26 protein-coding genes and 1 tRNA gene are annotated in these 23,924 nt (G+C 56.6%); 12 read left to right on the top strand and 15 right to left on the bottom strand.

What is annotated here, in order from left to right; translation table 11 throughout:
* Positions 1–35 precede the first annotated feature (35 nt).
* From arsB to GH722_17325, 3 genes are all read right to left on the bottom strand, one after another.
* The gene (gene arsB, locus GH722_17335; GenBank protein ID MRG73536.1) at positions 36–1,091 is read right to left on the bottom strand and encodes an ACR3 family arsenite efflux transporter; all 1,056 of its coding nucleotides are present in this window, start codon (positions 1,089–1,091) and stop codon (positions 36–38) included.
* A 7-nt stretch (positions 1,092–1,098) separates the two neighbouring features.
* On the bottom strand, positions 1,099–1,431 hold the full coding sequence (locus GH722_17330) for a metalloregulator ArsR/SmtB family transcription factor (protein MRG73535.1): 333 nt from the start codon (positions 1,429–1,431) through the stop codon (positions 1,099–1,101).
* A gap of 243 nt (positions 1,432–1,674) precedes the next feature.
* Positions 1,675–1,750, bottom strand: a tRNA-Lys gene (locus GH722_17325).
* 209 nt (positions 1,751–1,959) lie between these two features.
* On the opposite strand from GH722_17325, the gene GH722_17320 reads away from it, so the two are divergent.
* Positions 1,960–3,015, top strand: a complete 1,056-nt coding sequence (locus GH722_17320; GenBank protein ID MRG73534.1) for a hypothetical protein — start codon at positions 1,960–1,962, stop codon at positions 3,013–3,015.
* On the opposite strand, the gene GH722_17315 is transcribed toward GH722_17320, so the two are convergent.
* The 5 genes from GH722_17315 to GH722_17295 all read right to left on the bottom strand — a co-directional run bounded on the left by GH722_17315 (position 3,012) and on the right by GH722_17295 (position 6,449).
* Positions 3,012–3,284: a DUF4169 family protein gene (locus tag GH722_17315; GenBank protein ID MRG73533.1), complete on the bottom strand. Its 273-nt coding sequence runs from the start codon at positions 3,282–3,284 to the stop codon at positions 3,012–3,014. The two genes, GH722_17320 and GH722_17315, sit on opposite strands and share 4 nt — an antisense overlap.
* Positions 3,285–3,327: 43 nt before the next feature.
* A complete protein-coding gene (locus GH722_17310) occupies positions 3,328–3,939 on the bottom strand; it encodes a GNAT family N-acetyltransferase (protein ID MRG73532.1) in 612 nt (203 codons plus the stop codon).
* Positions 3,903–4,757: a 3-mercaptopyruvate sulfurtransferase gene (gene sseA, locus GH722_17305; protein MRG73531.1), complete on the bottom strand. Its 855-nt coding sequence runs from the start codon at positions 4,755–4,757 to the stop codon at positions 3,903–3,905. Before sseA ends, GH722_17310 begins: the two co-directional genes overlap by 37 nt.
* Before the next feature lie 12 nt (positions 4,758–4,769).
* Complete coding sequence (locus GH722_17300) at positions 4,770–5,771, bottom strand: cysteine synthase A (GenBank protein MRG73530.1); 1,002 nt, start codon at positions 5,769–5,771, stop codon at positions 4,770–4,772.
* Positions 5,772–5,837: 66 nt separating this feature from the next.
* Entirely contained in the window at positions 5,838–6,449 is a 612-nt protein-coding gene (locus GH722_17295; GenBank protein MRG73529.1) for an NUDIX domain-containing protein, read from the bottom strand.
* Positions 6,450–6,505: 56 nt separating this feature from the next.
* Between GH722_17295 and GH722_17290 the strand changes: the two genes are divergently transcribed.
* The 6 genes from GH722_17290 (at position 6,506) to GH722_17265 (ending at position 14,438) form a co-directional block, all read left to right on the top strand.
* Entirely contained in the window at positions 6,506–7,228 is a 723-nt protein-coding gene (locus GH722_17290; protein MRG73528.1) for a TSUP family transporter, read from the top strand.
* A gap of 89 nt (positions 7,229–7,317) precedes the next feature.
* Positions 7,318–8,553, top strand: a complete 1,236-nt coding sequence (locus GH722_17285; GenBank protein MRG73527.1) for an alpha/beta fold hydrolase — start codon at positions 7,318–7,320, stop codon at positions 8,551–8,553.
* Positions 8,554–8,975: 422 nt separating this feature from the next.
* Entirely contained in the window at positions 8,976–10,583 is a 1,608-nt protein-coding gene (locus GH722_17280; GenBank protein MRG73526.1) for a twin-arginine translocation signal domain-containing protein, read from the top strand.
* 171 nt (positions 10,584–10,754) lie between these two features.
* Positions 10,755–11,711 (top strand): ABC transporter permease subunit, encoded by a 957-nt coding sequence (locus GH722_17275; protein MRG73525.1) that lies wholly within the window; start codon positions 10,755–10,757, stop codon positions 11,709–11,711.
* Between the two features lie 10 nt (positions 11,712–11,721).
* On the top strand, positions 11,722–12,783 hold the full coding sequence (locus tag GH722_17270) for an ABC transporter permease subunit (protein ID MRG73524.1): 1,062 nt from the start codon (positions 11,722–11,724) through the stop codon (positions 12,781–12,783).
* 5 nt (positions 12,784–12,788) lie between these two features.
* On the top strand, positions 12,789–14,438 hold the full coding sequence (locus GH722_17265) for an ATP-binding cassette domain-containing protein (protein ID MRG73523.1): 1,650 nt from the start codon (positions 12,789–12,791) through the stop codon (positions 14,436–14,438).
* A gap of 52 nt (positions 14,439–14,490) precedes the next feature.
* On the opposite strand, the gene GH722_17260 is transcribed toward GH722_17265, so the two are convergent.
* Together GH722_17260 and GH722_17255 are read right to left on the bottom strand one after the other, a co-directional pair.
* Positions 14,491–14,964 carry a hypothetical protein gene (locus tag GH722_17260; GenBank protein MRG73522.1) on the bottom strand — a complete coding sequence of 158 codons (474 nt, stop codon included), beginning with the start codon at positions 14,962–14,964 and terminating at the stop codon, positions 14,491–14,493.
* Between the two features lie 9 nt (positions 14,965–14,973).
* Complete coding sequence (locus GH722_17255) at positions 14,974–15,618, bottom strand: AAA family ATPase (GenBank protein ID MRG73521.1); 645 nt, start codon at positions 15,616–15,618, stop codon at positions 14,974–14,976.
* 99 nt (positions 15,619–15,717) lie between these two features.
* Between GH722_17255 and GH722_17250 the strand changes: the two genes are divergently transcribed.
* Together GH722_17250 and GH722_17245 are read left to right on the top strand one after the other, a co-directional pair.
* Positions 15,718–16,305, top strand: a complete 588-nt coding sequence (locus tag GH722_17250) for a hypothetical protein (GenBank protein ID MRG73520.1) — start codon at positions 15,718–15,720, stop codon at positions 16,303–16,305.
* A 57-nt stretch (positions 16,306–16,362) separates the two neighbouring features.
* Entirely contained in the window at positions 16,363–16,860 is a 498-nt protein-coding gene (locus GH722_17245; protein MRG73519.1) for a tryptophan-rich sensory protein, read from the top strand.
* Positions 16,861–16,863: 3 nt separating this feature from the next.
* Here GH722_17245 and GH722_17240 read toward each other — a convergent pair whose 3' ends face one another.
* A complete protein-coding gene (locus GH722_17240) occupies positions 16,864–17,262 on the bottom strand; it encodes a cupin (protein MRG73518.1) in 399 nt (132 codons plus the stop codon).
* A gap of 340 nt (positions 17,263–17,602) precedes the next feature.
* Here GH722_17240 and GH722_17235 point away from each other — a divergent pair, with 340 nt between their 5' ends.
* Entirely contained in the window at positions 17,603–18,286 is a 684-nt protein-coding gene (locus GH722_17235) for a hypothetical protein (GenBank protein MRG73517.1), read from the top strand.
* Between the two features lie 12 nt (positions 18,287–18,298).
* Here GH722_17235 and GH722_17230 read toward each other — a convergent pair whose 3' ends face one another.
* The gene (locus GH722_17230; protein ID MRG73516.1) at positions 18,299–18,760 is read right to left on the bottom strand and encodes a MarR family transcriptional regulator; all 462 of its coding nucleotides are present in this window, start codon (positions 18,758–18,760) and stop codon (positions 18,299–18,301) included.
* A gap of 142 nt (positions 18,761–18,902) precedes the next feature.
* Here GH722_17230 and GH722_17225 point away from each other — a divergent pair, with 142 nt between their 5' ends.
* On the top strand, positions 18,903–20,120 hold the full coding sequence (locus tag GH722_17225) for a 3-hydroxybenzoate 6-monooxygenase (GenBank protein MRG73515.1): 1,218 nt from the start codon (positions 18,903–18,905) through the stop codon (positions 20,118–20,120).
* Between the two features lie 20 nt (positions 20,121–20,140).
* Here the strand turns inward: GH722_17225 and GH722_17220 are convergent, their stop codons facing one another.
* From GH722_17220 to GH722_17210, 3 genes are read right to left on the bottom strand one after another with little or no spacing between them, the layout of a single operon-like run.
* The gene (locus GH722_17220) at positions 20,141–20,914 is read right to left on the bottom strand and encodes a hypothetical protein (protein ID MRG73514.1); all 774 of its coding nucleotides are present in this window, start codon (positions 20,912–20,914) and stop codon (positions 20,141–20,143) included.
* 20 nt (positions 20,915–20,934) lie between these two features.
* Entirely contained in the window at positions 20,935–21,363 is a 429-nt protein-coding gene (locus tag GH722_17215; GenBank protein MRG73513.1) for a VOC family protein, read from the bottom strand.
* A gap of 56 nt (positions 21,364–21,419) precedes the next feature.
* Positions 21,420–22,907 carry a DUF853 family protein gene (locus tag GH722_17210; protein MRG73512.1) on the bottom strand — a complete coding sequence of 496 codons (1,488 nt, stop codon included), beginning with the start codon at positions 22,905–22,907 and terminating at the stop codon, positions 21,420–21,422.
* 169 nt (positions 22,908–23,076) lie between these two features.
* Here GH722_17210 and GH722_17205 point away from each other — a divergent pair, with 169 nt between their 5' ends.
* Positions 23,077–23,838: an NADPH-dependent oxidoreductase gene (locus tag GH722_17205; GenBank protein ID MRG73511.1), complete on the top strand. Its 762-nt coding sequence runs from the start codon at positions 23,077–23,079 to the stop codon at positions 23,836–23,838.
* Positions 23,839–23,924 lie beyond the last annotated feature (86 nt).

Here is a 23,924-nt window from a genome sequence, read left to right as displayed (position 1 = left end):
CATAGCCGGGATGCCCTTAATCGGGCATTCCGGGGTCAGCTCTGCGGGAAATGATTCCGGGTTCTGTTGGCGAAGGCGACCAGAGACAGCATTACCGGTACTTCCACCAGGACGCCGACGACGGTTGCCAGTGCGGCACCGGAGTTCAGCCCGAAGAGGCTGATTGCGACGGCGACGGCCAGTTCGAAGAAATTCGATGTACCGATCATCGCGCAGGGTGCGGCAATCCTGAACGGAACCCGCATGATCCAGGCTGCGACATAGGCGACCGCGAAAATACCGTAGGATTGCAGTAGCAAGGGTATGGCGATCAGGAGGATGAGAACCGGCTGAGCGAGGATCACGCCGCCCTGAAAGCCAAACAGCAGCACAACTGTCGTCAGGAGACCGATAACCGAGAACGGTTTCAGTCTGGCGGTAAAGTCTGACACCGCCGCGATATTGTTGCGGTCGCCCAGCAATATCCTGCGGGTCACAATGCCGGCAATCAGGGGCACGACAACATAGAGTGCAACGGACAGAACCAGCGTGTCCCACGGCACCGGAATATCGGTCACACCAAGCAGCAGAGCCACAATCGGGGCGTAGGCAAAGATCATGATCAGATCATTCACACTGACCTGTACAAGGGTATAGTTCGCATCGCCCCGGGTGAGCTGGGACCAGACAAAAACCATGGCTGTGCAGGGGGCTGCCCCCAGCAGAATCAGCCCGGCAATGTAGGAGTCGGCATCGCCCGGGGTCATGTATCCGGCAAAGAGATATTTGAAGAACAGCACGCCCAGCGCCGCCATGGTGAAGGGCTTTATCAGCCAGTTGACCACAAGCGTAATCATCAGCCCCTTCGGTTGATCGGCAACACGGACAATGCTGCTGAAATCAACGGAGATCATCATCGGATAGACCATTGCCCAGATAAGAACGGCGACCACCAGATTGACGTGGGCGAATTCAAGACTGGCCAGCAGTTCAAAAACAGCCGGAAACATCTGGCCGAGAACGATTCCCAGCGTAATTGACAGGGCGACCCAGATTGAAAGCCATCGTTCAAAAATACCGATAGCAGGGGTATCCATCGTTTTGTCAGTCATCGTTTCCTCAACAGGCACAGGCGATTTGATCAATGATTGGCTGGCAGATTTCCGGATTTCCCCCGCAACAATCTTCCATCAGGAAGGCAAGCAGGCCGCGCACCGCCTCGAAATCAGCATAATAGCGAATTGTCCGGCCCTGCCGTTCATTGCGGACAAGGCCGGCATTCAGCAGAACGGCGAGATTGGCCGACATGGTGTTCTGGCGAACATCCAGCTGGTCACCGATCTCGCCGGACAAAGCACCTTCCGCCCCGGCTTTCACAAGAAGACGAAAGACGTCGAGCCGCGTTTGCTGGGATAAAGCGGAAAAGATTTTGAGAGCATCATAGTTATCCATATATCATGAAATATAGATATAATAGGAAGTGTCAAGATTGAACCCGGTGCTGATGTTGTTCGCGCAGGGCGTTCATTTTTGTGACGTTTCGGGACTTATGTTCGGAGGTGGAAAGGCTCTGGCAAGTTTGCCTGCCCGCCGACTGCGCCGGGACTGTCAGGCAGCTTGCTTACCTATTGCTTACCCAGAAAATCGAAAGGCTTAGGAGATTTCTCAGAAATCATCCTAAGCCTTTGGAAATATTGGTGAGCCCGACAGGATTCGAACCTGTGGCCAACTGATTAAAAGTCAGTTGCTCTACCAACTGAGCTACGGGCCCCCACGGAAGGGCTGTGGAAGTACCAGAGGTTTCCCGGTGTGAAAAGGCCTTTTCGGGAAAGTTTTCAATCTAGTGACGATAATGGCCGGGAAAGCCTGTCAGTACTCTGCTGTTTGTGCTGATCTTGTTCGCTGTCGATGCGTATCGGGACTTGCGGCAGGGGCTGCATCTTGGCATTCGTATAGGCATGCAACCGGGACTTTTGTGACATGGCGACCAAGCCTCGCAAATCACCAGCCAAACCGAAGGGCGGCACGTCACGCCGTCGCAAGCCGAAGGGCGAAGACAGCCCCCCGGTGGATGATCTCTCCGTGGCAGAAAAGCCTGCTGAAACTGAAGCAAAAAAGCCGGCCAAAAGCCGCAAACGCAAACCTGCGGCGGCGAAGAAGACTCCGGCTGCGGTGGAAGCCGATGCCGCAGAGGCTGAGATCACTGCATCAAAGCCGAAACCCCGGCGCAAACGGGCGACAAAAGCGAAACCCGACAGTACGGCGAAAGCTCCGGCGACGAGACAGAAAACCGCAGGAAAAACAGCGGCAAAAAAGACGGCCGAGACGGTGGCCGAAGCTGATAAACCTGCGGCTAAACCGGCAACCCGGAAGAAGCCAGCGACCCGCTCGACCAAAGGTAAGGTGTCAACGTCATCGCGAAAGACCCCGGCAGTCACCGTGGAGGTCCGGCAGCCTGCTGCGAAATCGGTTACGGTGAAGCAGCGCAGCAACCTCTATACCCAGCGGATCGACCAGATTGGTGCTGCCTATTCCATGATTGAGGACCGGGTGCTGATCAATGTCAGTCGCAAGGACCGCTCAGGGGTCAAGATGTGGCTGACCCGACGGGCAACGAATCATCTCTGGCTGGCAATGATGAAGGTGATCGAGCGACGCCCGGAAGTGGCGGCGCAGCAGAACCCGGTCTCGAAGAAAGCTGTAATGGAATTTCAGCAGTCCAACGCGGTTCAGACTAATAACCCGAAGAAGCCTTTCAAGCAGGATGACCTGATGTATCCGCACGGGGAAGATCCGCTGGTGGTTCATTCCTTCACCTGCGGTCCCGACCCGGAAGGGCTGTTGCAGGTAACGCTGCGCTTTGGCAAGGAGCGCGACTTTGTGACGTCGATGGACCTTCGCATGGTCTATCTGTTCTGTGACCTGCTGGCGAACTCAGCAAAGAAGATGGACTGGGGGCTGGATCTGTCGACAGAGAAGGCCAGAACCAGCGATGTTGGCACTCCGACGGTAAGCTCCAAGCCGGTCGTTCACTAGATGCCGGGCTTCTCCGGTGTGCTCAGGCGATGATTTTCATGCAGTTTGCGTTCCGTTTCATTCTGCTTTTCTGACGCACGGCGCAAGGACGCTGGCTGGCCGTGTCTGGTCCGGTTGGCTTCAGCTTCGGCCTCGCGGTCCCGGCGCTGCTTTTGTTTGCGCGCCTTTCGCAGATTGATGACATTCCCCGACATATGGTGAGTATCCGCTGGCTTCTGTCCTGCCGCAATCGCCTTCAGAACGTCATCAGAGAAATTCAGACGATTCACCGCACGACAGCCGGAACAATAGCCCTGATGACCGTTTCGAATGCTATGGGTCCGGGGACAGTCCGAATTGCGACATGATCGGCCTTGGATCCGCTACTTCCAGCTCTTCACGGTGATAGGCCCGGAAACCGGCCCGCTGATAGAAGGGCAGTGCCCTTGGGCTGTCCATGGTGCAGGTATGGAGCCACAGGCGGCGTATCTTTGCACTCCAGGCATAATGAATCGCCCAGTTCAGCAGGTAACGGCCATAACCGCCGCCAACGAAATCAGGCATCATGCCGAAATAACTGATCTCGCAATCGCCTGAAGGGTCGAATGTCAGTTCAGTAAATCCGGCCGGACCACCATCCACATAGAGGACGTAAATCTCGACATTCTCCCGGCGGATCAGGTCGAGCAGGGCAGCATCGTCGAGCAGCAGGCGTTCATACCACAGCCAGTTACGTCCGACCTCGCCATACAGAAAGCGATAGAAAGCCAGTGTTGGCTTGTGACAGCGCATCAGGGCAACACGACCTGCGGGAGCCGGAAGGCTGGCGCGGGTTGGCATATCTGTCATTTCCAGATAGGTCCGGGTGAACGCAATCCGGTTATTCGCCGCAGTTTTGTCGCCGCTGCTCATGGCAGGATCGGCGAGTCCGGTCGTCCGGCCCATTCCGTCCAGGAACCGTCATAGATGGCGACATTCCTGTGTCCGAGCAGATAAAGCGCCAGTGCCGGTACACAGGCTGTCACACCGGAACCACAGGTGGCGACAATCGGTCGGTTCGGATCAATACCGGCATCTGCAATCCGTTTCTCCAGTTCCCCGGCAGGCAGCATTTTCTGTGTCGCCGGGTCGATCAGCTGATCGTAGGGGAGGCTGAGGGATTTCGGGATATGACCGCTGCGCAGTTCCTTGCGGGGTTCAGGGGCTGTGCCGTCAAATCGGCCGCGTGTCCGGGCATCGACGGTCTGGAACTTTCCGGCATCAATGTTGCGTTTCACCTGATCGTAATTGCGTACCATGGTGCTGTCGAAACGGGCCGTGAAATGCCGGGGCTTCAGGACAGGTTGATCCTGTTCGACCGCATGTCCTGCGGCTTTCCAGGCGGGCAGTCCGCCGTTCAGTACGGCAACATCGTGATGGCCGAAGACACGGAACATCCACCAGGCGCGGGAAGCAGCAGCGCAGTGGCCTTTCTGGTCGTAGGCTATGATCCGGATACCGTCGCCGAGACCGAGATTGCGTACCCGGCTGGAGAACATCTCCGGACTGGGCAGCATGTGCGGCAGGTCGGAATCCGGATCACAGATTTCCTCGATATCGAAACGAATGGCGCCGGGGATATGGCCTTCGGCATATTCCGCATCTGCGTTACGTGTCTCGGTCGGCAGATAAAAGCTGGCGTCGATGACGCGTACATCCGGGGCATCTATATGGGCGGCCAGCCAGTCAACGCTGACCAGTGCTTCGGGATTGCTGTAGGGCATGTCGTGAACTCCTCAGACCAGCCATTCGGGAACGGGCAGGCCTTTTTCGCGCAGGAAGGCGGGGTTGAACAGTTTCGACTGATAGCGATGTCCCCAGTCGCAGAGAATAGTGACAATGGTATGACCGGGGCCAAGTTCCTTCGCCAGCCGGATCGCACCGGCAACATTGATGCCGCTGGACAGTCCGAGGCAGAGTCCTTCTTTCCGGAGCAGGTCAAAGACAATGGGAATGGCTTCCTCGTCCGGAATCTGGAACGGATGGTCAACGGTCAGCCCTTCCAGATTGGCGGTGACGCGACCCTGTCCGATACCTTCCGAGATCGAGGTGCCGCTCGATTTCAGTTCGCCATCCTTGTAGTAGCTGTACAGTGCTGCCCCCATCGGGTCAGCCAGACCGATACGGATGTTGCTGTTCTGCTCTTTCAGGAACATGCCGGTGCCGGCCAGCGTGCCGCCGGTACCGACAGCGCAGATGAAGCCATCGACTTTGCCATTGGTCTGTTCATAAATTTCGGGGCCGGTTGTTTCTCGATGCGCAGCACGGTTGGCAATATTGTCGAACTGCTGGGCCCAGATCGCGCCGTTCGGCTCGGTTGCGGCGAGTTCTTCCGCCAGCCGCTGCGAGACATGAACATAGTTGTTCGGATCCTTGTAGGGCACGGCCGGCACTTCCCGCAGGTCAGCACCGACAAGCCGCAGAAAATCCTTCTTTTCCTGACTTTGCGTCTCGGGGATCACAATGACGGTACGATAGCCACGCGAGTTGCCGACCAGCGCCAGGCCGATACCGGTATTGCCGGCAGTCCCTTCAACAATCACACCACCCGGCCGCAGTTTGCCGTCGCGTTCCGCAGCCTTGATGATTCCCATGGCTGCCCGGTCCTTTACCGAGCCGCCGGGGTTCAGAAACTCCGCCTTGCCGAGGATGGTGCAGCCTGTTGCTTCAGAAGCTGCATTTAGTCTGATGAGCGGCGTGTTGCCGATCGCATCGACAAAATTCTTGCGAAATTTCATGGTGTTTCCTGTCGGTCTGATATGTCTCGTTGTTGCCTGCCAAGGTAGGGTCAGCAGGATGTCCGATCAAGCGCCGGCCTGCCATTCCGCCTTCAGGGAAGAATAGTTCGCTGCCAGCCACTGCAGGGCGATGATGGTCTTGGCGTTGACGATCTTGCCATCTTGTAACAGGGCAAGCGCCTCATTCACGCTCATTACCAGAACCCTGATGTCTTCTCCTTCCTCGGCCAGCCCGTGAACACCGCCGACATTGCTGACATCCACACGACCAGCGAACAGTGTGACGGTTTCTGATGACGCACCGGGAGATGTCAGGAAACGGAATACCGGTTTCAGGTCGCTGATCGTGCAGCCGGCTTCTTCGACCGCTTCGCGCCGGGCAAGATCCTCCGGCGATTCGCCTTCTTCAATGACCCCGGCAACGCATTCGATAACCCATGGATGCCAGCCGGCAGCCAGTGCGCCGGGTCTGAACTGCTCGATCAGAACAACTTTGTCGCGAGCCGGATCGATGGGCAGTACCGCGCCGACATGCCCGCGTTCAAAAACTTCGCGCTCCAGAAGGGCGCTGGTGCCGCCATCATGCAGGCTGTGCTGCACGCGGAATTTGTCGATCCGGTAGTAGCCTGCATAGGGACTTGTTTTTTCTATGATCTCAAAGCTTTGCGAGTTGGTCATCGAGAGACTTTCAATTGTGACTGGTAAAGGCGACGGCGGCATTTTATAGCCCTGTTATGACAATCACAGAAGCCATTCTGGTTTTAAGTTCCTTTATCATTTCGATTTTCAATGCAGCGATTGGTCCGACCGGCGGGCTGAGCCTGGTTATTCTCGCAAGTCTGGTGCCACCGGCTGCGGTTGTTCCGCTACATGGTGCGGTTGAGTCCGCATCCTCGATCTTCCGGGTCACGGCAAACCGGCATTATATCGACTGGCGGATAGCCCTGGTTTTTGGTGCGGGGGCTGTTGTCGGTGGCCTCGCAGGGGCATCAGTAAGCCTGCAATTGCCCGGTGATATATTGCAGATTGTAATCGGAGCCCTGATTCTTTTCAGTGTCTGGGGCCCAAAGCCGAGAGCCGGTAACAGCAGCAGCTGGCGCGGGGCTGCCCTTGGTGCGGTGTCCAGCTTTGTCGCGATGCTGGGCGGGTCGATCGGTGCCCTGATCATGGTCTTCATCGGCAGCAAAATGGATGACCGGCGGGGACTTATCGGCACGCAGTCCGCCTGTGTCGCTTTTGTACATATGTTCAAGCTGATCGCGTTCGGCATTCTCGGATTTGCCTTTGCGCCCTACATGCATCTGATTGTGATGATGATCGCGGCAACATTTTTCGGCGGTTTGCTGGGGCGTCATGTGCTGGACCGGGTGCCGGAAGAGATGTTTCGCCGGATATTCAAGATTCTCGTGACCTTGCTGGCCTTACGGATGCTGGCGATCGGCTTTGGCCTGATCTGACGGAGGAAGATGGAACGTTAACCTGACAGGATGATGTCGTCCGGTTATGGTCCCCCCAGTGTTCAGTTAAACAAACGGGGTATCCGGGAATGAAGAGCGAGAAAATTACATTCACAGGCGCGCTTGGTGAAAAGCTTGCGGCCCGGCTCGACAGCCCGGACAACTCACCGCGCGCGTTCGCGCTGTTTGCCCACTGTTTTACCTGCAGCAAGGACATCTTTGCGGCATCGAGAATAGCTGCCGAACTGACTGAACAGGGCGTTGCTGTACTGCGTTTCGATTTTACAGGGCTGGGGGCAAGCGAAGGGGAGTTTGCCAATACAAACTTCACTTCCAATGTTGATGACCTTGTTGCAGCCTATCAGTTCATGGCGTCGGAATATACCGCGCCCCGTGTGCTGATCGGGCATAGCCTTGGGGGAGCTGCGGTTCTGGTCGCGGCTGGCCGGATGCCTGATGTGCAAGCGGTCTGTACCATTGCGGCACCTTCTGACCCAGGCCATGTGAAACATAATTTTTCCAGCGCAATCAATGAGATTGAGTCTGAAGGTGAGGCAGAGGTTCAGCTTGTCGGGAGGTCATTCCGGATCCGCCGGCAGTTCCTTGATGATATCGCTAACCAGAACGTATCGGCGGCAATCGGCAAACTGCACAAGGCATTGCTGATCTTCCATTCACCGGTCGACCAGACCGTCGGGATTGATAATGCGGCGGCGATTTATGCGGCCGCCAAACATCCGAAAAGTTTCATCAGTCTGGATGATGCAGACCATCTGCTTAGCCGGAAAGCCGATGCCGTTTATGTGGCCAGTGTGATCAGCGCCTGGAGCCGCCGTTATATTGATGATGCGACTTCTGCAAAGGACCCGTCGATATCGGCCGGAGAGGGAGAGGTGCTGGTCGCAGAAGCCGGCGATGGCCTGTTCGCCCAGCATATTGCGATTGGTCGAAACCACCTGATCCGGGCCGATGAACCAAAGGATATCGGGGGGCGGGATACCGGGCCGACACCTTATGGTCTGCTCAGTGCGTCGCTTGGTGCCTGTACGTCAATGACAATCCGGATGTATGCGAATCGCAAGAAATGGCCGCTGGAGAAAGTGTCTGTGACACTGACCCACAAAAAGGACCACGCCAGTGATTGCGCGGAATGCGAAACAAAGGACGCAAAGATCGACCACTTTGACCGGGTTGTTGAGCTGGATGGTGATCTGACGGATGAACAGCGACAGAAGTTGCTGGAAATTGCTGATAAGTGCCCGGTTCACCGCACCCTTCATAGTGAGGTGGCGGTGACCACCCGATTATCAGCAGGTCGTAAATAAGACAGTATGTCGCCCAAAAACAATATCCTGTTGCCGTTTCGGCGCTCTGCCGTCACTATGGGCACCTGTTGATTTGAAACCGCATGCATATCGGCCACGTGATGTTGGCCGATGTTTTCTGCAATGCGGTGGGGGATGTCGTTGCGTCATTATTGTCGCATTTCACTGCGATCCGGCTCCATCAGGAGTGCAGACCAGTGTCTGACTGCCCCGATCCGGACATGCCGCCGGGAGAAACCTGCTTGAAGTCTTATGTACATGCGATCGGTTTTAGAAAATCCGATAAGGCTGTTTATACGTGTTTTTCAGGCTGTGACTTTCCTGTGGCTGCGCATGAACTCCGGTCAGGCAGTCTTGTCTGCCGGAGGACTACTGAAAATGGTCAGAAACTGACCGGACACCACTAGGCCTAAGGAGGTATTATGGCTGGGAACACTGAATTTAATCTGATTAAGCGCATGGAGGCGGAGGTCCGTCGCGGGCGTATCTCGCGTCGTGACTTCATGAGCCATGCTCTGGCTGCCGGCGTTTCCCTGTCGGTTGCGTCGGGCATCTGGTCGACGTCGGCGATGGCAGCACCAAAGAAGGGCGGACTGTTCCGGCTTGGTTCACATGACGGTAATACGTCAGACACCCACGATCCGGGCACCTATCTCAGCTTCTCCATCATTCAGCTTGCGCATACCTATCGCAGCTATCTGACGATGATTACCCCGGAAAACGGTCTTGGGGCTGACCTTGCAGAATCCTGGGAAGCCACCCCGGATGCGAAGGAATGGACCTTCAAGATCGTCAAGGGTGCGTCTTTCCACAGCGGCAAGCCGGTGACGGCGGATGATATCATTGCCTCAATGAATCATCATCGTGGCGAGAAGACCACTTCAGCAGCCAAGGCACTGCTCAAGGATGTCAATGATATCGTCAAGAATGACAGCCATTCCGTAACCTTCAAGCTGGCCGCCGGCAATGCCGATCTGCCCTGGCTGATGACGGATTATCATCTGGCAATCTGCCCGGCGAAGGCTGATGGCACGATTGACTGGCAGTCCGGCGATGGCTCCGGCCCCTACAAGATCGTCAATAATGACTTTGGTGTGAATACCAAGCTGGTACGTCATGACGGCTGGCATGGTCAGGGCGCCTGGTTTGACGAGGTTGAGGTTACTGTTCTCAACGATCCGAATGCCCGTCAGACGGCGCTGGTGACCGGTGATGTCGATGCAGTGACGCAGCTTGAACTGAAAACGCTGTCGCTGCTGAAGCGTAATCCGAACATCGAGATCGACAATGTGCCGAGTGGTGCTGCGATCACGATGCCGATGTTCTGTGATCAGGCACCGTTCGATGATGTCAATGTGCGTAACGCACTGAAGCTGGCGATCGACCGGGATGAAATCATCCAGAAGATTGCATATGGCACGGCTATTCCGGGCAATGATGCCCATGTCTCGCCGAACATGCCGTACTGGGCGGATCTGCCGCAGCGCAAATATGATCCGGATCAGGCGAAGTCTCTGTTGAAAAAAGCTGGTCACGAGAATCTGTCGGTCAGCCTGTCAACGGCAGACAGTGTGTTCTCCGGCGCGGTCGACCTTTGTGTTCTGTATGCCGAGCAGGCCAAGAAGGCCGGCATTAACATCAATGTCGTGCGTGAGCCGAACGATGGCTATTACTCGGATGTCTGGCTGAAGAAGCCGTTCTGCATGGTGCAGTGGGGCGCACGTCCGACACCGGATGTCATGCTCAGCCTGGCTTACAAGGACGATGCTGCCTGGAACGAAAGCCACTGGCAGAACGAGCGATTCAATGTGCTGCTGCGTCAGGCAAAGGCGGAACTGGATCAGGACAAGCGGGCGGCGATGTATCGCGAGATGCAGGAACTGGCCCGTAATGACGGCGGGACGATCATCCCGATGTTTACGAACTTCGTCTACGCACGAAACAAGAAGGTCAAACACGGCCCGAACCTTGCCGCAAGCTGGCAGGTCGACGGCGCACGCGGTGCAAGCCGCTGGTGGTTTGATTCCTGATCTGTCGGTGATGTTTCACTGATAGTATCAGAAGTAAGTCTGGTTGGCGGGGTTTCGAACCTGGTTCGTTACCCCGCCACACCACACCATCCGGGCGGGAGGACCGCCGGTATCGGTCTGTGAGGCCGTAACCGCCGGAGTCCGGTAAGTTTTTCAGGGGGATTTAAGATTATGGGCGATGTATTGGGCATCGTTGCCAAACGACTGGGACTTGGGCTGCTGACACTGCTCATTATCTCAATCATTATTTTTGGCGCGGTTGAGCTTCTGCCGGGTGATGTAGCCCGGGCAGTTCTGGGAATGGGGGCTACGGATGAAACCGTTGCTGCCATGCGTGAGCAAATGGGACTGGACCGGCCAGCCCCCGTTCGATATTTCGAATGGCTGCTTGGTGCTGTCACCGGCGATTTCGGCGTTTCGCTGATTTCTCAGTCGCCGGTCGGCGAAATCATCGGCCCGCGTTTCATGAACACATTGTTTCTGGCCTGTTACGCTGCGGTGATTGCGGTTCCCATTGCAATCGCGCTCGGGGTTGTTGTGGCCCTGCTGCGCAACACCCTGTTTGATCGCGTCGCCAATGTGCTGACCCTGACATCAATCTCGTCACCGGAATTTTTCCTGGGTTACATCCTGATCCTCTACTTCTCCGTGAAGGGGGGATATTTCCCGTCCATTGCGAAAATCAGCGATGGCATGTCCTTCCTTGAAATTCTCGAACGGACATTCCTGCCGGCGCTGACCATGGTTCTGGTTGTCGTTGCTCATATGATGCGGATGACCCGGGCTGCGATCATCAGCCTGCTGGCCTCGCCCTATATCGAAATGGCGCGGGTCAAGGGGATGCCGGCCTGGAAAGTCATTGTGAAGCATGCGCTTCCCAATGCCTGGGCGCCGATCATCAACGTGGTTGCGCTGAACCTTGCCTATCTGATCACAGGCGTGGTGCTGGTCGAGGTGGTTTTTGTTTATCCGGGCATCGGGCAGTTGCTTGTCGATGCCGTGACCAAACGGGATTTCCCGGTAGTGCAGGCCTGCTGCCTCATCTTCGCTGCAACCTTCATTCTGCTGAATCTGGCGGCAGATGTCGGGGCGATCATCACCAACCCGCGTTTGCGGTACAAGAAGTGAGGGGGCTGTCATGAATTTCTTCGTCATAGGCTATTATGCAATACTGATCGGCGCCTCCTGTCTGGCGGCCTATTATAATCTTCGCAGTGCCTTTCTGCTGCTGTTCTCCCTCACACTGGCCTCTTTTGTGATTGGTATCGTTGGCGGTGAATCGACGCTCTGGTCGATGACTGTGTTTGCCGGGATCATCGCACTGGCGGCAGGGACTTCTTACGCATTCCGCGAGTTTCTGGTTATCGTGCTGCCACGGGATCCGGCCAAGGCGATGCGGACCGCTCCGCTGACTGCCAGCTTCGGGCTGTTTATCGTCGGTGTTTACGCCATCACCGGTATATTCGCTCCGGTAATTGCACCTTTCGGTGAAGCGGAGATCGTTACGGAAGCCTTTGCACCAGCAGATAATGTCTATCTTCTGGGGGGCGACCAGTTAGGTCGTGACCTGTTCAGCCGGCTTGTCTTCGGCGCACGAAATACTGTTGGTCTGGCGCTGGTTGCGACCACAGCGGCCTTTGTCATGGGGGCCTTTGCCGGATTGCTGGCAGCAACGCTTGGTGGCTGGCTGGATCAGGTTATGGGACGGGCTGCTGATGTCATCATGTCTATTCCGTCGCTTATCTTCGCGCTGCTGATGCTGTCGATTTTTGGCACCAATGCTTTCGTTCTGGTGGTCATCGTTGCGATTATCTATTCGCCGCGTGTTTTCCGCCTGACCAGAGCGGTCGCCGGGAACATCGTGGTGATGGATTATATTGAGGCGGCGCGTCTGCGGGGTGAAGGTATGTGGTATCTGATCCGCAAGGAAATCCTGCCGAACTCGACAGCGCCCCTGATTGCGGAATTCGGCCTCGAATTCTGTTTCGTCTTCCTGCTGATCGCAGGTCTGTCATTCCTTGGTCTTGGCATCCAGCCGCCAACAGCGGACTGGGGCTCGATGGTACGTGAGAATGCGACCCTGATTTCCTTTGGTGAAATCACGCCGCTCATTCCCGCGGCTGCCATTGCGCTGCTGACAGTGTCCGTAAACTTTGTCGTCGACTGGATGTTGTACCGGTCGTCGGGTCTGAAGGAGTAGTCGATATGCCAAAGAAAAAGGAAGTTCTGCTGGAGATGAAGGACCTTCGTATTGAAGGTTATTCAGACGAGAAGTGGGTTGAAATTGTTCATGGTGTTGACCTGACCCTGCATCGCGGGGAGGTCATGGGCCTGATCGGTGAATCCGGGGCCGGCAAATCGACGATGGGACTGGCCGCAATGGGCTATGCCCGCGACGGGTGCCGTATCTCCGGCGGTTCCATTGAGTTTGACGGAATGGAGCTGACCACCACATCGGAATCAGACAAGCGTGCTCTGCGCGGTTCGCGGATTGCCTATGTGGCGCAGTCCGCTGCGGCGTCGTTCAACCCGGCTCACAGGCTGATTGATCAGCACACAGAAACGCCGACCCATTACCGGATCATGAAGCGTCTCGAAAGCCAGGAAGACGCCATTCGTCTGTATGAGAAGCTGCGCCTGCCGAATCCGCAGGAAATCGGCTTCCGCTATCCGCATCAGGTTTCCGGTGGGCAGTTGCAGCGGGCGATGACGGCTATGGCCATGTCCTGCCGTCCAGACCTGATTATCTTTGATGAGCCGACGACGGCACTGGATGTAACCACCCAGATCGAGGTGTTGCTGGCGATTCGCGATATTGTCGACCAGTTCAATACGGCGGCAATCTACATCACCCACGACCTCGCTGTCGTGGCTCAGATGGCTGATACGATCAAAGTGCTGCTGAAGGGTGATGAGGTTGAACAGTCTGATACCCGCAGCATGCTGGAATCGCCGCAGGAGGACTATACCAAGTCACTCTGGGCGGTTCGCAGTTTCAAGCGCGATCAGAAATCACGTCCTTCCGGTGATGCGGTTCCCGTGGTGTCGGTTCAGAATATTGATGCATCCTATGGACAGACTCCGGTACTGCATGATGTTTCCTTTGATATTCATGCGGGCATGACGGTGGCTGTGGTGGGTGAATCCGGTTCCGGCAAGTCCACAACAGCGCGATGCATTACAGGACTTCTGCCGCCGACAGCGGGACAGGTTCTGTTCAAGGGCGAGGAGCTTCCGCCGAATTACCGCCAGCGTACCAAGGATCAGCTTCGTCAGGCGCAGATGATCTATCAGATGGCGGATACGGCATTGAATCCGAAGGTTCAGATCAAGGAAATCATTGGCCGTCCGGCCCAGTTCTATGGCGGGCTGAAAGGCAATGCGCTGAAAAGCCGGGTTGATGAACTGCTCGACCTGATCGAACTGGAACCATCGCAGTACTACAACCGGTATCCGCCTGAACTGTCCGGTGGTCAGAAACAGCGTATCGGGATTGCCCGGGCGCTGGCGGCCGAGCCGACATTCATCATCTGTGATGAGGTGACCAGCGCGCTCGATCAGTTGGTGGCGGAGGGCATCCTGAAGCTGCTGGACAGGCTGCAGAAGGAACTCGACCTGGCCTATATGTTCATCACCCATGACCTTGCGACCGTACGCTCGATCGCTGACGAGGTTGTGGTGATGAAGCAGGGCAGAGTGGTGGAGCAGGGGGGCAAGAAGGAAATGTTCACCCCGCCGCACCATCCCTATACGGACCTGCTGCTGTCCTCGGTGCCGGAAATGGACCCGGACTGGCTGACCAATGTGGTCGAGCAACGTGGTGTGGATAATATCGGCGAAGCTGCCGATACCTGATCTCTGACGGGCTGGCCCCGGTCTTCAGTGACCGGTGTCAGCCCAGCAGATGTCAGCCCCAGTAGGCCCCGGAGCCGGCAATCAGGACATTGCAGGCGCCCAGCATGGAATTGGTCGCCACAAGCTTTCGGATCCGGACGATAGCGCTTCCGGCAGCGGGATAATCATCGTTGGCAAGCGCCCGCCGGAAAGCAGCGTAAGGCACGAAATAAAGCCACAGGAACAGGCAGATCATGATCCAGCCAATCATATGCATGGCGTGGATGTTCTGTCCGACATTTGCGAAGCCCTGATAGACTTCCCAGACCAGCCAGTAGCCGGTGGCCGGTATGATAATGATGGCTGCCCATACTGACTTGAAGAAGGCCCCGAATACCCGTCCCCAGAGTTTGAGGCGTTCCGGTGGGTCCATCGGATCTGCTGCCGGACGTAAGATCCAGTAGGCGAACAACATGCCGCCCACCCACCAGGTGCTGGTGAGGACATGCAGGGCGACGGCGATTGCTGTAATTGCTGTATTTTCCATGATGTGACCCTACACCGTTTTCAGGGATTTTTCGACCTCGCGAAGCACCGTGAGGATTTCTTTTGCGGCGAGGCTGGATTTTTCAGTTTCAAGCACGCCACGGCCTTCCAGCATTGATGAGGCAAAAGCCACCCGGTTGCCAAGGCTGGCTTTCATGCAGGGCAGGCCTTCCTCCCGGACTTTCTGTCTGATGGTATCCAGCAGCCTGCCTCTCGGCGGTACCCGGTTCAGCAGCAGCATGGCGCGGGTTTTCTGTTTCTCCGCCAGTGTCAGTGTCGGTCCGGTAGCCCAGAGGTCTACAAGGCTGGGCTGCATCGGCACCAGAACAAGGTCGGAGGCCCGGATCGCGGCCTTGTTTTCCGTATCGGCGTTGGCCGCGCTATCAACAATGAGCAGATCGAAATCATCGCGCAGGCGGCCGAGTTCGTTTGATAGCTGCCATCCGGCGACTACGGAAAGGTGAATGCCGCCGGCATCCTGTCCCATCGTCTTACGCCGTAATCCATGCCAAGCGGTCAGGCTGCCCTGCGGATCAATATCAACCAGGGCAACCTTTCGCTTCCCCGTTGCCAGAGCAACGGCCAGTTGTGCGGCCACGGTGGTTTTTCCGGCACCGCCCTTTTGCTGTGCGATGGTGATGATCTTCGCGCTCATGCTATTCTCCCCGACGGCAGGTCGCCGCTCTGTATCAGCAGTATCATAGGTTTGATGCGGTTCGGCGCAAATAGGGTTTTCGCGGGTGCAGCAATTCACATGACAATTCTTGATTTTCTGGCTCTGGGGCTGTCACTGACAGCAATTGCAGTGATCGCGGTCTATACGCTGATCACCGGTGCGCCACCGATGCCAAGTGGCCGCAGGGCCAGAAGGGCAGCCGTTGATTTGCTGGCCGGTCGCCGTGATATTGCAGAACTCGGGGCCGGCTGGGGTGGTCTGGCCGTTGCTGCTGCCCGGCGCTGGCCCGCGGCGCGGGTGACAGCTTATGAACGTTCGCCATTGCCAGTATTTTGTCTGTGGTTGCGCCAGAAGCTGGTTGGGCCAGACAATCTGCAGGTGGTATGGGGGGACTTTCTGCGATCCGACCTGACAGGGCATGACGGTTTTCTCTGTTTCCTCAACCGTGAAGTAATGGTCATGCTCAGGCCAGAACTGACTGACCTGCAGAGTGAAGCCTCGCTGGTCAGCATTTACTTTGAGCTTCCCGGCGTAACAGCGGATGAAACCCGGAAAATTGACGATGCCCATCGTTCTGTTCTGTTTCACTATCGGCTGCGGGGAGGGGGTAAAGGCCGGGCTTCTGGTCCTGATGCCGATAAAACGCAGCCCGCGGGCGGGTTCTGATTTCATTCATTCCGACCAGTCCCCATATACCTTTCAGTCAAAACAGAAGGCATCGAAATGGCATCGCCAACCCGTCTGAAATCATTCCTCGTTCTGGCTGGTTTACTGGCCCTGACACTGGCTGTAGGCGCGCTGGGCAGCTATGTGACTGTGCCACAGATTGATGGCTGGTATGCGGAGATCGTCAAGTCGCCCTATAATCCGCCCCGCTGGGTTTTTGGTCCGGCCTGGACGACGCTCTACATTCTGATGGCTGTTGCTGCCTGGCGGATTGCGATCAGCAGTTCAGACCGGAAGGAGGCAGCCCTGACCGCCTGGGCGGTACAGCTTGCGCTGAATTGTGCCTGGTCTTTCATGTTCTTCGGGATGCAGCGTCCGGATCTCGGGCTGATCAATATCTTCCTTCTGAATCTGGCGATCATCATTTGCCTGATCCGTTTTCATCCGATCAGCCGCCCTGCGTTCTGGCTGATGGTGCCTTATATCTGCTGGACCGCCTATGCGACCTTCCTGAATTTTGAAATCTGGCGGCTGAACCCGGTCGGAGCTTCCTGATCTTCAGCGTGGCCGGTGTGCTGTTCCTTCACCGGCTGTGATGAACAGGGCTGTCGTTGCCTCTTCTGTATCTGCGGTGTGCCAGACTCCCCGTGGATTGATGGCGTAGGTTCCGGGTGTCAGGCGGATACTGTTGATCGTGCCATCAGGTTTTTCCTGGTGCAGGGTCAAAGCGCCACTGATGCAGAGGACAACCTCATCCCCCTTCGGATGCATTTCCCACATTGACCAGGGTTCGGTAAAGCTGTGGAGATTGACGAGCCTGCCTTCCGCCCCGTCAGCCAGATGGCGTGTCCCGTAGGCTTCATACCAATCCATTGAGCCTGTGAACTCCGGCTCGGCGAGTGCGGTGGCACCAAGACCGAGGTGAATGGGATGGGTGCGCAGATCAACCGGTTTCATTTGATAAATTCCTTAACATGAATATCGAGAGGATGATTTGCTGCCCCGCAGCCTGTCAATCTTCAGGAGGGGACTGGGGCACATCAGATTGTTCATGTTATGTGCACCGGTAAAATTACAGCCTCAATATTTTGTAGGTACGCTCCGATTCGTTTTATCTTTGTTCATGTATATTGTACCAGATGTTGATTTCAGTGGGAAAATTCTGTCATAAAAATGCAAGATGTTTTTGCTTTGTTCTTGCGATTGTGGCGACTCCGTTTTCGTCTTGTTCTCCGGATTCCCGGTCTCCTGTCGTCGGGTAATGATCCCTTGATCTGTTCTGCTTATCATTGAAAGCATGAGTAGTCTGGAAACCGAACTATATGCGCCGGTAAAGGCGTGGCTTGAGGCCACCGGATTTGAGGTGAAAGCCGAAATCGAAGGCTGTGATATTGTTGCGCGTCGCGGTGATGAAGCGCCGGTCATTGTTGAGCTGAAAACCCGCTTCAATCTCGACCTGCTGCTGCAGGGTGTTGACCGGCTCCGGCTTTCTGACCGCGTTTATATCGCCTTCCCGCGTTCGGCCACCGGGAAGGGCAGTCACTGGCGTAAACGACGACGGGCGATTATCGGCTTATGTCGCAGGCTGGGTGTCGGGCTGCTGATCGTCGATAATCGTGTCGAGGTGGTGCTGGAACCGGAACCCTACAAGCCGCGTGGGAATGCCCGCAAACACCGGTCACTGATGCTGGAGTTCGACCGGCGTCAGGGAGATCCGAATATCGGGGGCAGTACGCGGCGCGCCATTGTGACGGCCTATCGTCAGGATGCGCTGCGCTGTCTGGATTTTCTCCGAAAAACGCCGGGGCAGCCACCCCGCCTGGTGAAGCAGGCAACCGGTGTGGACCGGGCGGCCAGCATTCTCCAGCGTAATGTCTATGGCTGGTTTTACCGTCAGGACAGGGCTTCTTATGTCATTACCCCGCAGGGTGAGGCGGCACTGAGCGAATTTGCCGACGCTCTGAAGAAGCTCACGCCCTGATGACCCGGTCAGTCAGTCGATTGGCCTGAGCGGCGCCCGGCTGAGGTCATTGGCGGTGATTGCCGCCTTTGCCAGCAGACGCATAAAGTCCCTGTGTTCCTGTTCTGACAGACCTGACAGCATCTGGTTCTGGGCCTGTGTAACGAGTGGGGTGATCCGCACCAGAAGATCCCGGCCTGTATCAGTCAGGTGGACGACGCGGGCGCGCCGGTCTTTCTCTGAAATGGTGCGCTTCAGAAAGCCTTTCTGTATCAGCCGGTCAATCACGCCACCAATCGTGGTCTTGTCATAGGCTATGACGCCGGCCAGCCGGACCTGATCTTCACCGGGATAAGCGGCAACGGCCCGGAGACAGGCATACTGAACAGGGGTGATGCCATGTCCTGCATCACCGACAGCGTCGTGAAAGGTGGATACGGCAATCTGCTGCATCCGGCGCAGCAGATGGCCGGGCATGTCATAGACATCGTTCAGTGATGACCCGGATGAGGCCCTTTCACCGGCTGCCGGTTCTCTTTCCATTCGTCCGGATATCCTGTTCAGCCCAAAGGAACATTGCAATTAGTAAGCATACTTACTAATTTGATGGCTGCAACAAAGCAGATCGGGCAGGGCCATGCGAAACAAGAAACCCATTCTGATCGCCGGTGGCGGTATTGGCGGGCTGGCGACGGCGCTGGGCCTGTCGCAGAAGGGATTTGCCTGCATGGTGCTGGAGAAGGCATCAAGGCTTGGAGAAATCGGAGCCGGTATTCAGCTCGGACCGAATGCCTTTCATTCCTTTGATCATCTCGGCGTGGGAGAGGCGGCGCGCCGCACGGCCGTCTATGTCGAGAAACTGCGCTTCATGGATGCGATCTCGGCCGAGGAAATCTGCAATATCCCGTTAGGGGATGATTTCCGGGCCAGATTCGGGAATCCCTATGCAGTCGTTCACCGGGGGGATCTGCATGGGGTCCTGCTGAAGGCCTGCGAGGACAGCCCCCTTGTCGAATTGCGCACGTCGAGCGCGGTAACAGCTTACGAGCAGGAGGGGGCGAGCGTTACCGCCTGCCTGGCAAGCGGTGAACGGGTGGCGGGGTGCGCTCTCATCGGGGCTGACGGATTACGCTCTAATGTACGCGAGCAGATGCTGGGCGACGGCGAACCGCGTGTCTCCGGCCATACGACCTACCGGTCTGTCATTCCGACCGAGGATATGCCGGAGGAACTGCGCTGGAATGCGGCTGTTCTGTGGGGTGGCCCGAAATGTCACATCGTTCATTATCCGCTCAGCGGCTGGAAGGTTTTCAATCTTGTCGTGACCTATCACAACGACGCGCCCGATGCCGCAGCCGGTGTGCCCTGCACCCATGAGGAAGTGGCGCGGGGATTCGCTCATGTCCATCCGAAGGCCCGTCAGATCATCGACCGGGGCAGGGACTGGAAATACTGGGTTCTGTGTGACCGTGATCCAGTTCTGAACTGGACCGAGGGCCGGGTTGCCCTGCTGGGTGATGCGGCTCATCCAACGCTGCAATACCTGGCACAGGGGGCCTGCATGGCGATGGAAGATGCGGTCTGCCTGTCGACCCTGCTGGACCGTCATGACGGCGGTTTTGAAACTGTATTTCCGGCCTATTGTCAGCGGCGGCGTGACCGGACAGCCCGTGTGACGATCCAGTCCCGTCTGCTGGGCGATCAGGTCTTTCACAACGACACGGGGCATGCGTCGCTGCGCAATGCCTATCTCAAGGCAAAATCACCGGAAGACTGGTATCATTCCATTGACTGGCTGTATGGCGGTCATGGTCTTGATGCCCGCGTGGTCAGCGGCCACCCGAACAGGGTCTGACAAGGAGCGCGGCTTTTCCGTTAAGCCAGAAATTCCGGCTCATTACGGGCCAGAACACGTTTCGCAGCAGGGAAATGCAGCGGAACCTGCTCGTCACCCTGCTGAAAGGCGGGGGCCAGCCGGTCTGCGGTATCGTCGTCCATGACCTTCAGGGGACGGCCTGTTGATTCCGCCAGCACCTGAAACCGGGCTGCGCTCTCAAGATAATAGAAATCATCATAGGCCTGGGTAACGGTGGGGCCGGTAATGGTGACACCGTGATGGGCGGAGAGCAAAAGAGCACGATTGCCCAGCGACCCGGCGATCCGGACACCCTCATCTTCGTCATCGGCCAGACCACCAAAATCGTCGTCATAGGCAATCCGGCGATGCAGTTTCAGCGCATCCTGATGACAGTTCAGCAACCGGCCCTTTTCAGTACACATCAGGGCGGTCGAATAGGGCGGGTGGGCATGCAGGACACATTTCGCCTGCGGCAGACGCCGGTGGATAGCCAGATGAATGAAGAAGGCCGACCGTTCAACGGTACCGTCACCTTCAATCACATTGCCTGCATCATCGAGCAGCAGCAGGGAGGAGGCTGTGACTTCTGACCAGTACAGCCCCTGCGGATTGATCAGCACACCACCGGGAGAGCCATCTTCAGCCTCAGCTACCAGACTGAAATGATTGCAGATACCGGACTGCCATCCCTGCTGCGACGCAAGCCGCAGGACAGCGGCAAGGTCTTCACGTTCCTGGCGATGATGCATGATACAGCTGTTCTTTCGTTGATATGATCCCGTCCGGATCATTCCGTGATGCGGCCTGTGGGTCAACTGTTCCCCGACATCTCCGTATCTTCCGGTCCGACCCACATGAAGGGATTGTGGGCAACTTCCCACAGATGACCATCAGGGTCCGAGAAATAGCCGGAATAGCCGCCCCAGAACACTTTTTCCGGCTGTTTTACCAGCTTTGCACCCGCTGATACGGCTTCCTGTATGGCTGCATCGACGAGCTCTTCAGAAGCAACATTATATGCCAGCGCGACGCCGCGAAAACCGGAACCCTCCGGGGAGATACCCGCATCTTTTGCCAGATCATCATGTCCGAAGAGGCCAAGCCAGGTGCCGTTAAGCGTGAAAAAGGCAACGGAAGGCGGGGAGTCAAGCTGGGGAAATCCCAGTCCTGTGCCATAGAATGCGACTGATTTCGCGAGGTCTTTTACCCCGAGGGTAATCATACTGATTCTGGGCTGCATTTTTCCTCACCTGTGTTTCGGGTTCTCATGTGATCAGATCAGGTGTCCGTCAGGGTTCAGCGCCCCTTGAATATAGAACCCAGAATGCCGCGGACGATTTCGCGCCCCAGTCTGCTGCCGATTGAGCGTACAACGCTTTTTACCATAGCTTCACCGATACCCTGACGGTTTGATTTGCGGGAGGATGCGCGGGGGGCAGGACGGCTTTCAACACGCTGCCGGCGTTTCTCTGCTTCTGCGCTGGCAGCTTCTTCAGCGGCTTTCCGGGCCCGTGCATTCAGAATTTCGAAGGCTGATTCCCGGTTGATGGTTGTGTCGTAGCGCCCTGCATAGGGGCTGAATTTCTGAACTTCAGCCTGCTCTTGCTCCGTGGCAACGCCGATGCGGGAGCAGGGCGGGCGCAGCAATGTGCGCTGGACGACTGTCGGCGTGCCTTTCTTCTCAAGCGTTGTTACCAGTGCTTCACCCAGTCCGAGTTCCGTCAGTACCTGTTCGGCATCAAAATTCGGATTATCCCGGAAGGATTGGGCGACCGCCTTGACGGCCTTGCGATCGGTTGCCGTGAAAGCCCGGAGGGCGTGCTGGATACGGTTGCCAAGCTGGCCGGCTACGCCAGACGGAATGTCGAGCGGGTTCTGGGTGACGAAATAGACCCCGACACCCTTTGAGCGTATCAGCCGTACCACCTGTTCGGTCTTCTCCAGCAGTGCAGGCGGTGCATTGTCGAACATCATGTGGGCTTCATCAAAGATCAGCACCAGCTTGGGCCGGTCCTGATCCCCGACTTCCGGCAGATCCTCGAACAGCTCTGACAGCAGCCACAGCAGCACGGTTCCGTAAAGCCGGGGGGATTCCGCCAGTTCGCGGGCCTGTAATATATGGACCATGCCCTTGCCGTAACGATCGGTTCTGATCAGGTCCGTCACTTCCAGGGCGGGTTCGGCAAAAAACTGGTCTGCACCTGAGCGTTCAAGCACCAGCAGCTTGCGCAGGATTGCGGCAACAGAGGCCGGGCTGACGGCGCCATAGTCTTTCGCCAGGTCAGCTTTGTGCTCCTGTGCGAAGGCCAGCATGGCGCGCAAGTCGTCAAGATCCAGCAGCGCCAGCCCCTGGTCGTCGGCGACGGCGAAGATGACCTCCAGCACACCGGCCTGCGTATCATTCAGTTCCATCAGTCGCGACAGCAGAAGCGGCCCCATTTCTGAGATGGTCGTGCGAACCGGATGTCCGGCTTTGCCAAGCACGTCCCAGAATACGACGGGAAAGGCCTCAGCCGCGTAGGACCGGAGTCCGACTGCGTTTGCCCGTTCGCCAAGTTTTCCGTCGGTGTGGCCAGCGACACACAAACCAGAGAGATCACCTTTCACATCGGCCAGAATGACAGGTATGCCATGACTTGAGAAACCTTCGGCAAGGCATTGAAGTGTGACAGTTTTTCCGGTTCCTGTGGCGCCGGATATCAGGCCGTGCCTGTTGGCGTAACGCAGATCGAAGCTGACGGGGGAATCGCCCAGTCCGAGGAAAAGTCGCGGTTCTGGCTGCATGAGTTTTGTCCCCGGCTGATGATGAAAACACAGTAAACCAGCCGTTTCGTAAGTCCAGATATCCGGTGTCGGAAAGGATGCCCTGCAGGAGCAAATAGGGTTGCCGATCAGGCTGCTGAGACTTAACCAGTATGGTAACGATTTCAAATATAAGCAGGCAGGATACGTGATGAAAGATCAGGACCAGACCATAACCAGTGAAACCATTGAAGCGCTGATGGGTCGCCAGAGCATCCGGCGATTTTCAGACAAGCCGGTAACGGAAGCCCATATCGAGGCAATCCTCGGGGCCGCATTCCGGGCACCGACCTCATCCAATTTGCAGGCTTATTCGGTGATCATCGTCGAGAACCGGAAAACGAGAGAGATCATTGCCGAGGTTGCGGGTAATCAGCAGCATGTCATCGACTGTCCGGTATTTCTGGCCTTCTGTGCCGACCTGACGCGCATCGAAAAAGCCTTCCAGATGAATGGACACAGCCTTGATGATAACAATCTGGAAATGGGGCTGGTCTCAACCGTTGATGCGGCGCTGGTCGGGATGTCGGCCTATGTCGCCGCAGAATCCCTTGGTATTCAGGGAGTCATGATCGGCGCGGCGCGTAATGACCCGGAAAGGGTTGCTGACGCCCTTGGCCTGCCAAACCGGGCCTATGTTGTGTTCGGCATGTGTCTCGGGTTTCCGGAAGAAGCTCCGAAGCAGAAGCCCCGGATGGCATATACGGGGATGGTGCACCGGGAACGGTACGATCCTGAACTCGCTCTGTCCGTTGTCGAAGCTTACGATAAGGCGCTGAAAGCCCATTACGACAGTGTCGGCAAGCCGACAACCGAGGATTCCTGGAGCTATGAAGTCGCTCGCAAAATCTCCAACCGTCCCCGGCAGGAACTTCGCGAACAGCTCAAGCGCCGCGGGTTTGATTTCACGTAAGACGTTTAACCGGACGCAAGTGAAATAAAGAACGTCACTTCAGAGCGGATGATGAATGTGAAATAATTTGATCGTTATGATTGAGT

It is taken from the genome of Alphaproteobacteria bacterium HT1-32 (assembly GCA_009649675.1).
Taxonomy (GTDB): domain Bacteria; phylum Pseudomonadota; class Alphaproteobacteria; order Rhodospirillales; family HT1-32; genus HT1-32.
This window is presented reverse-complemented; position numbering and strand designations above follow the sequence as displayed.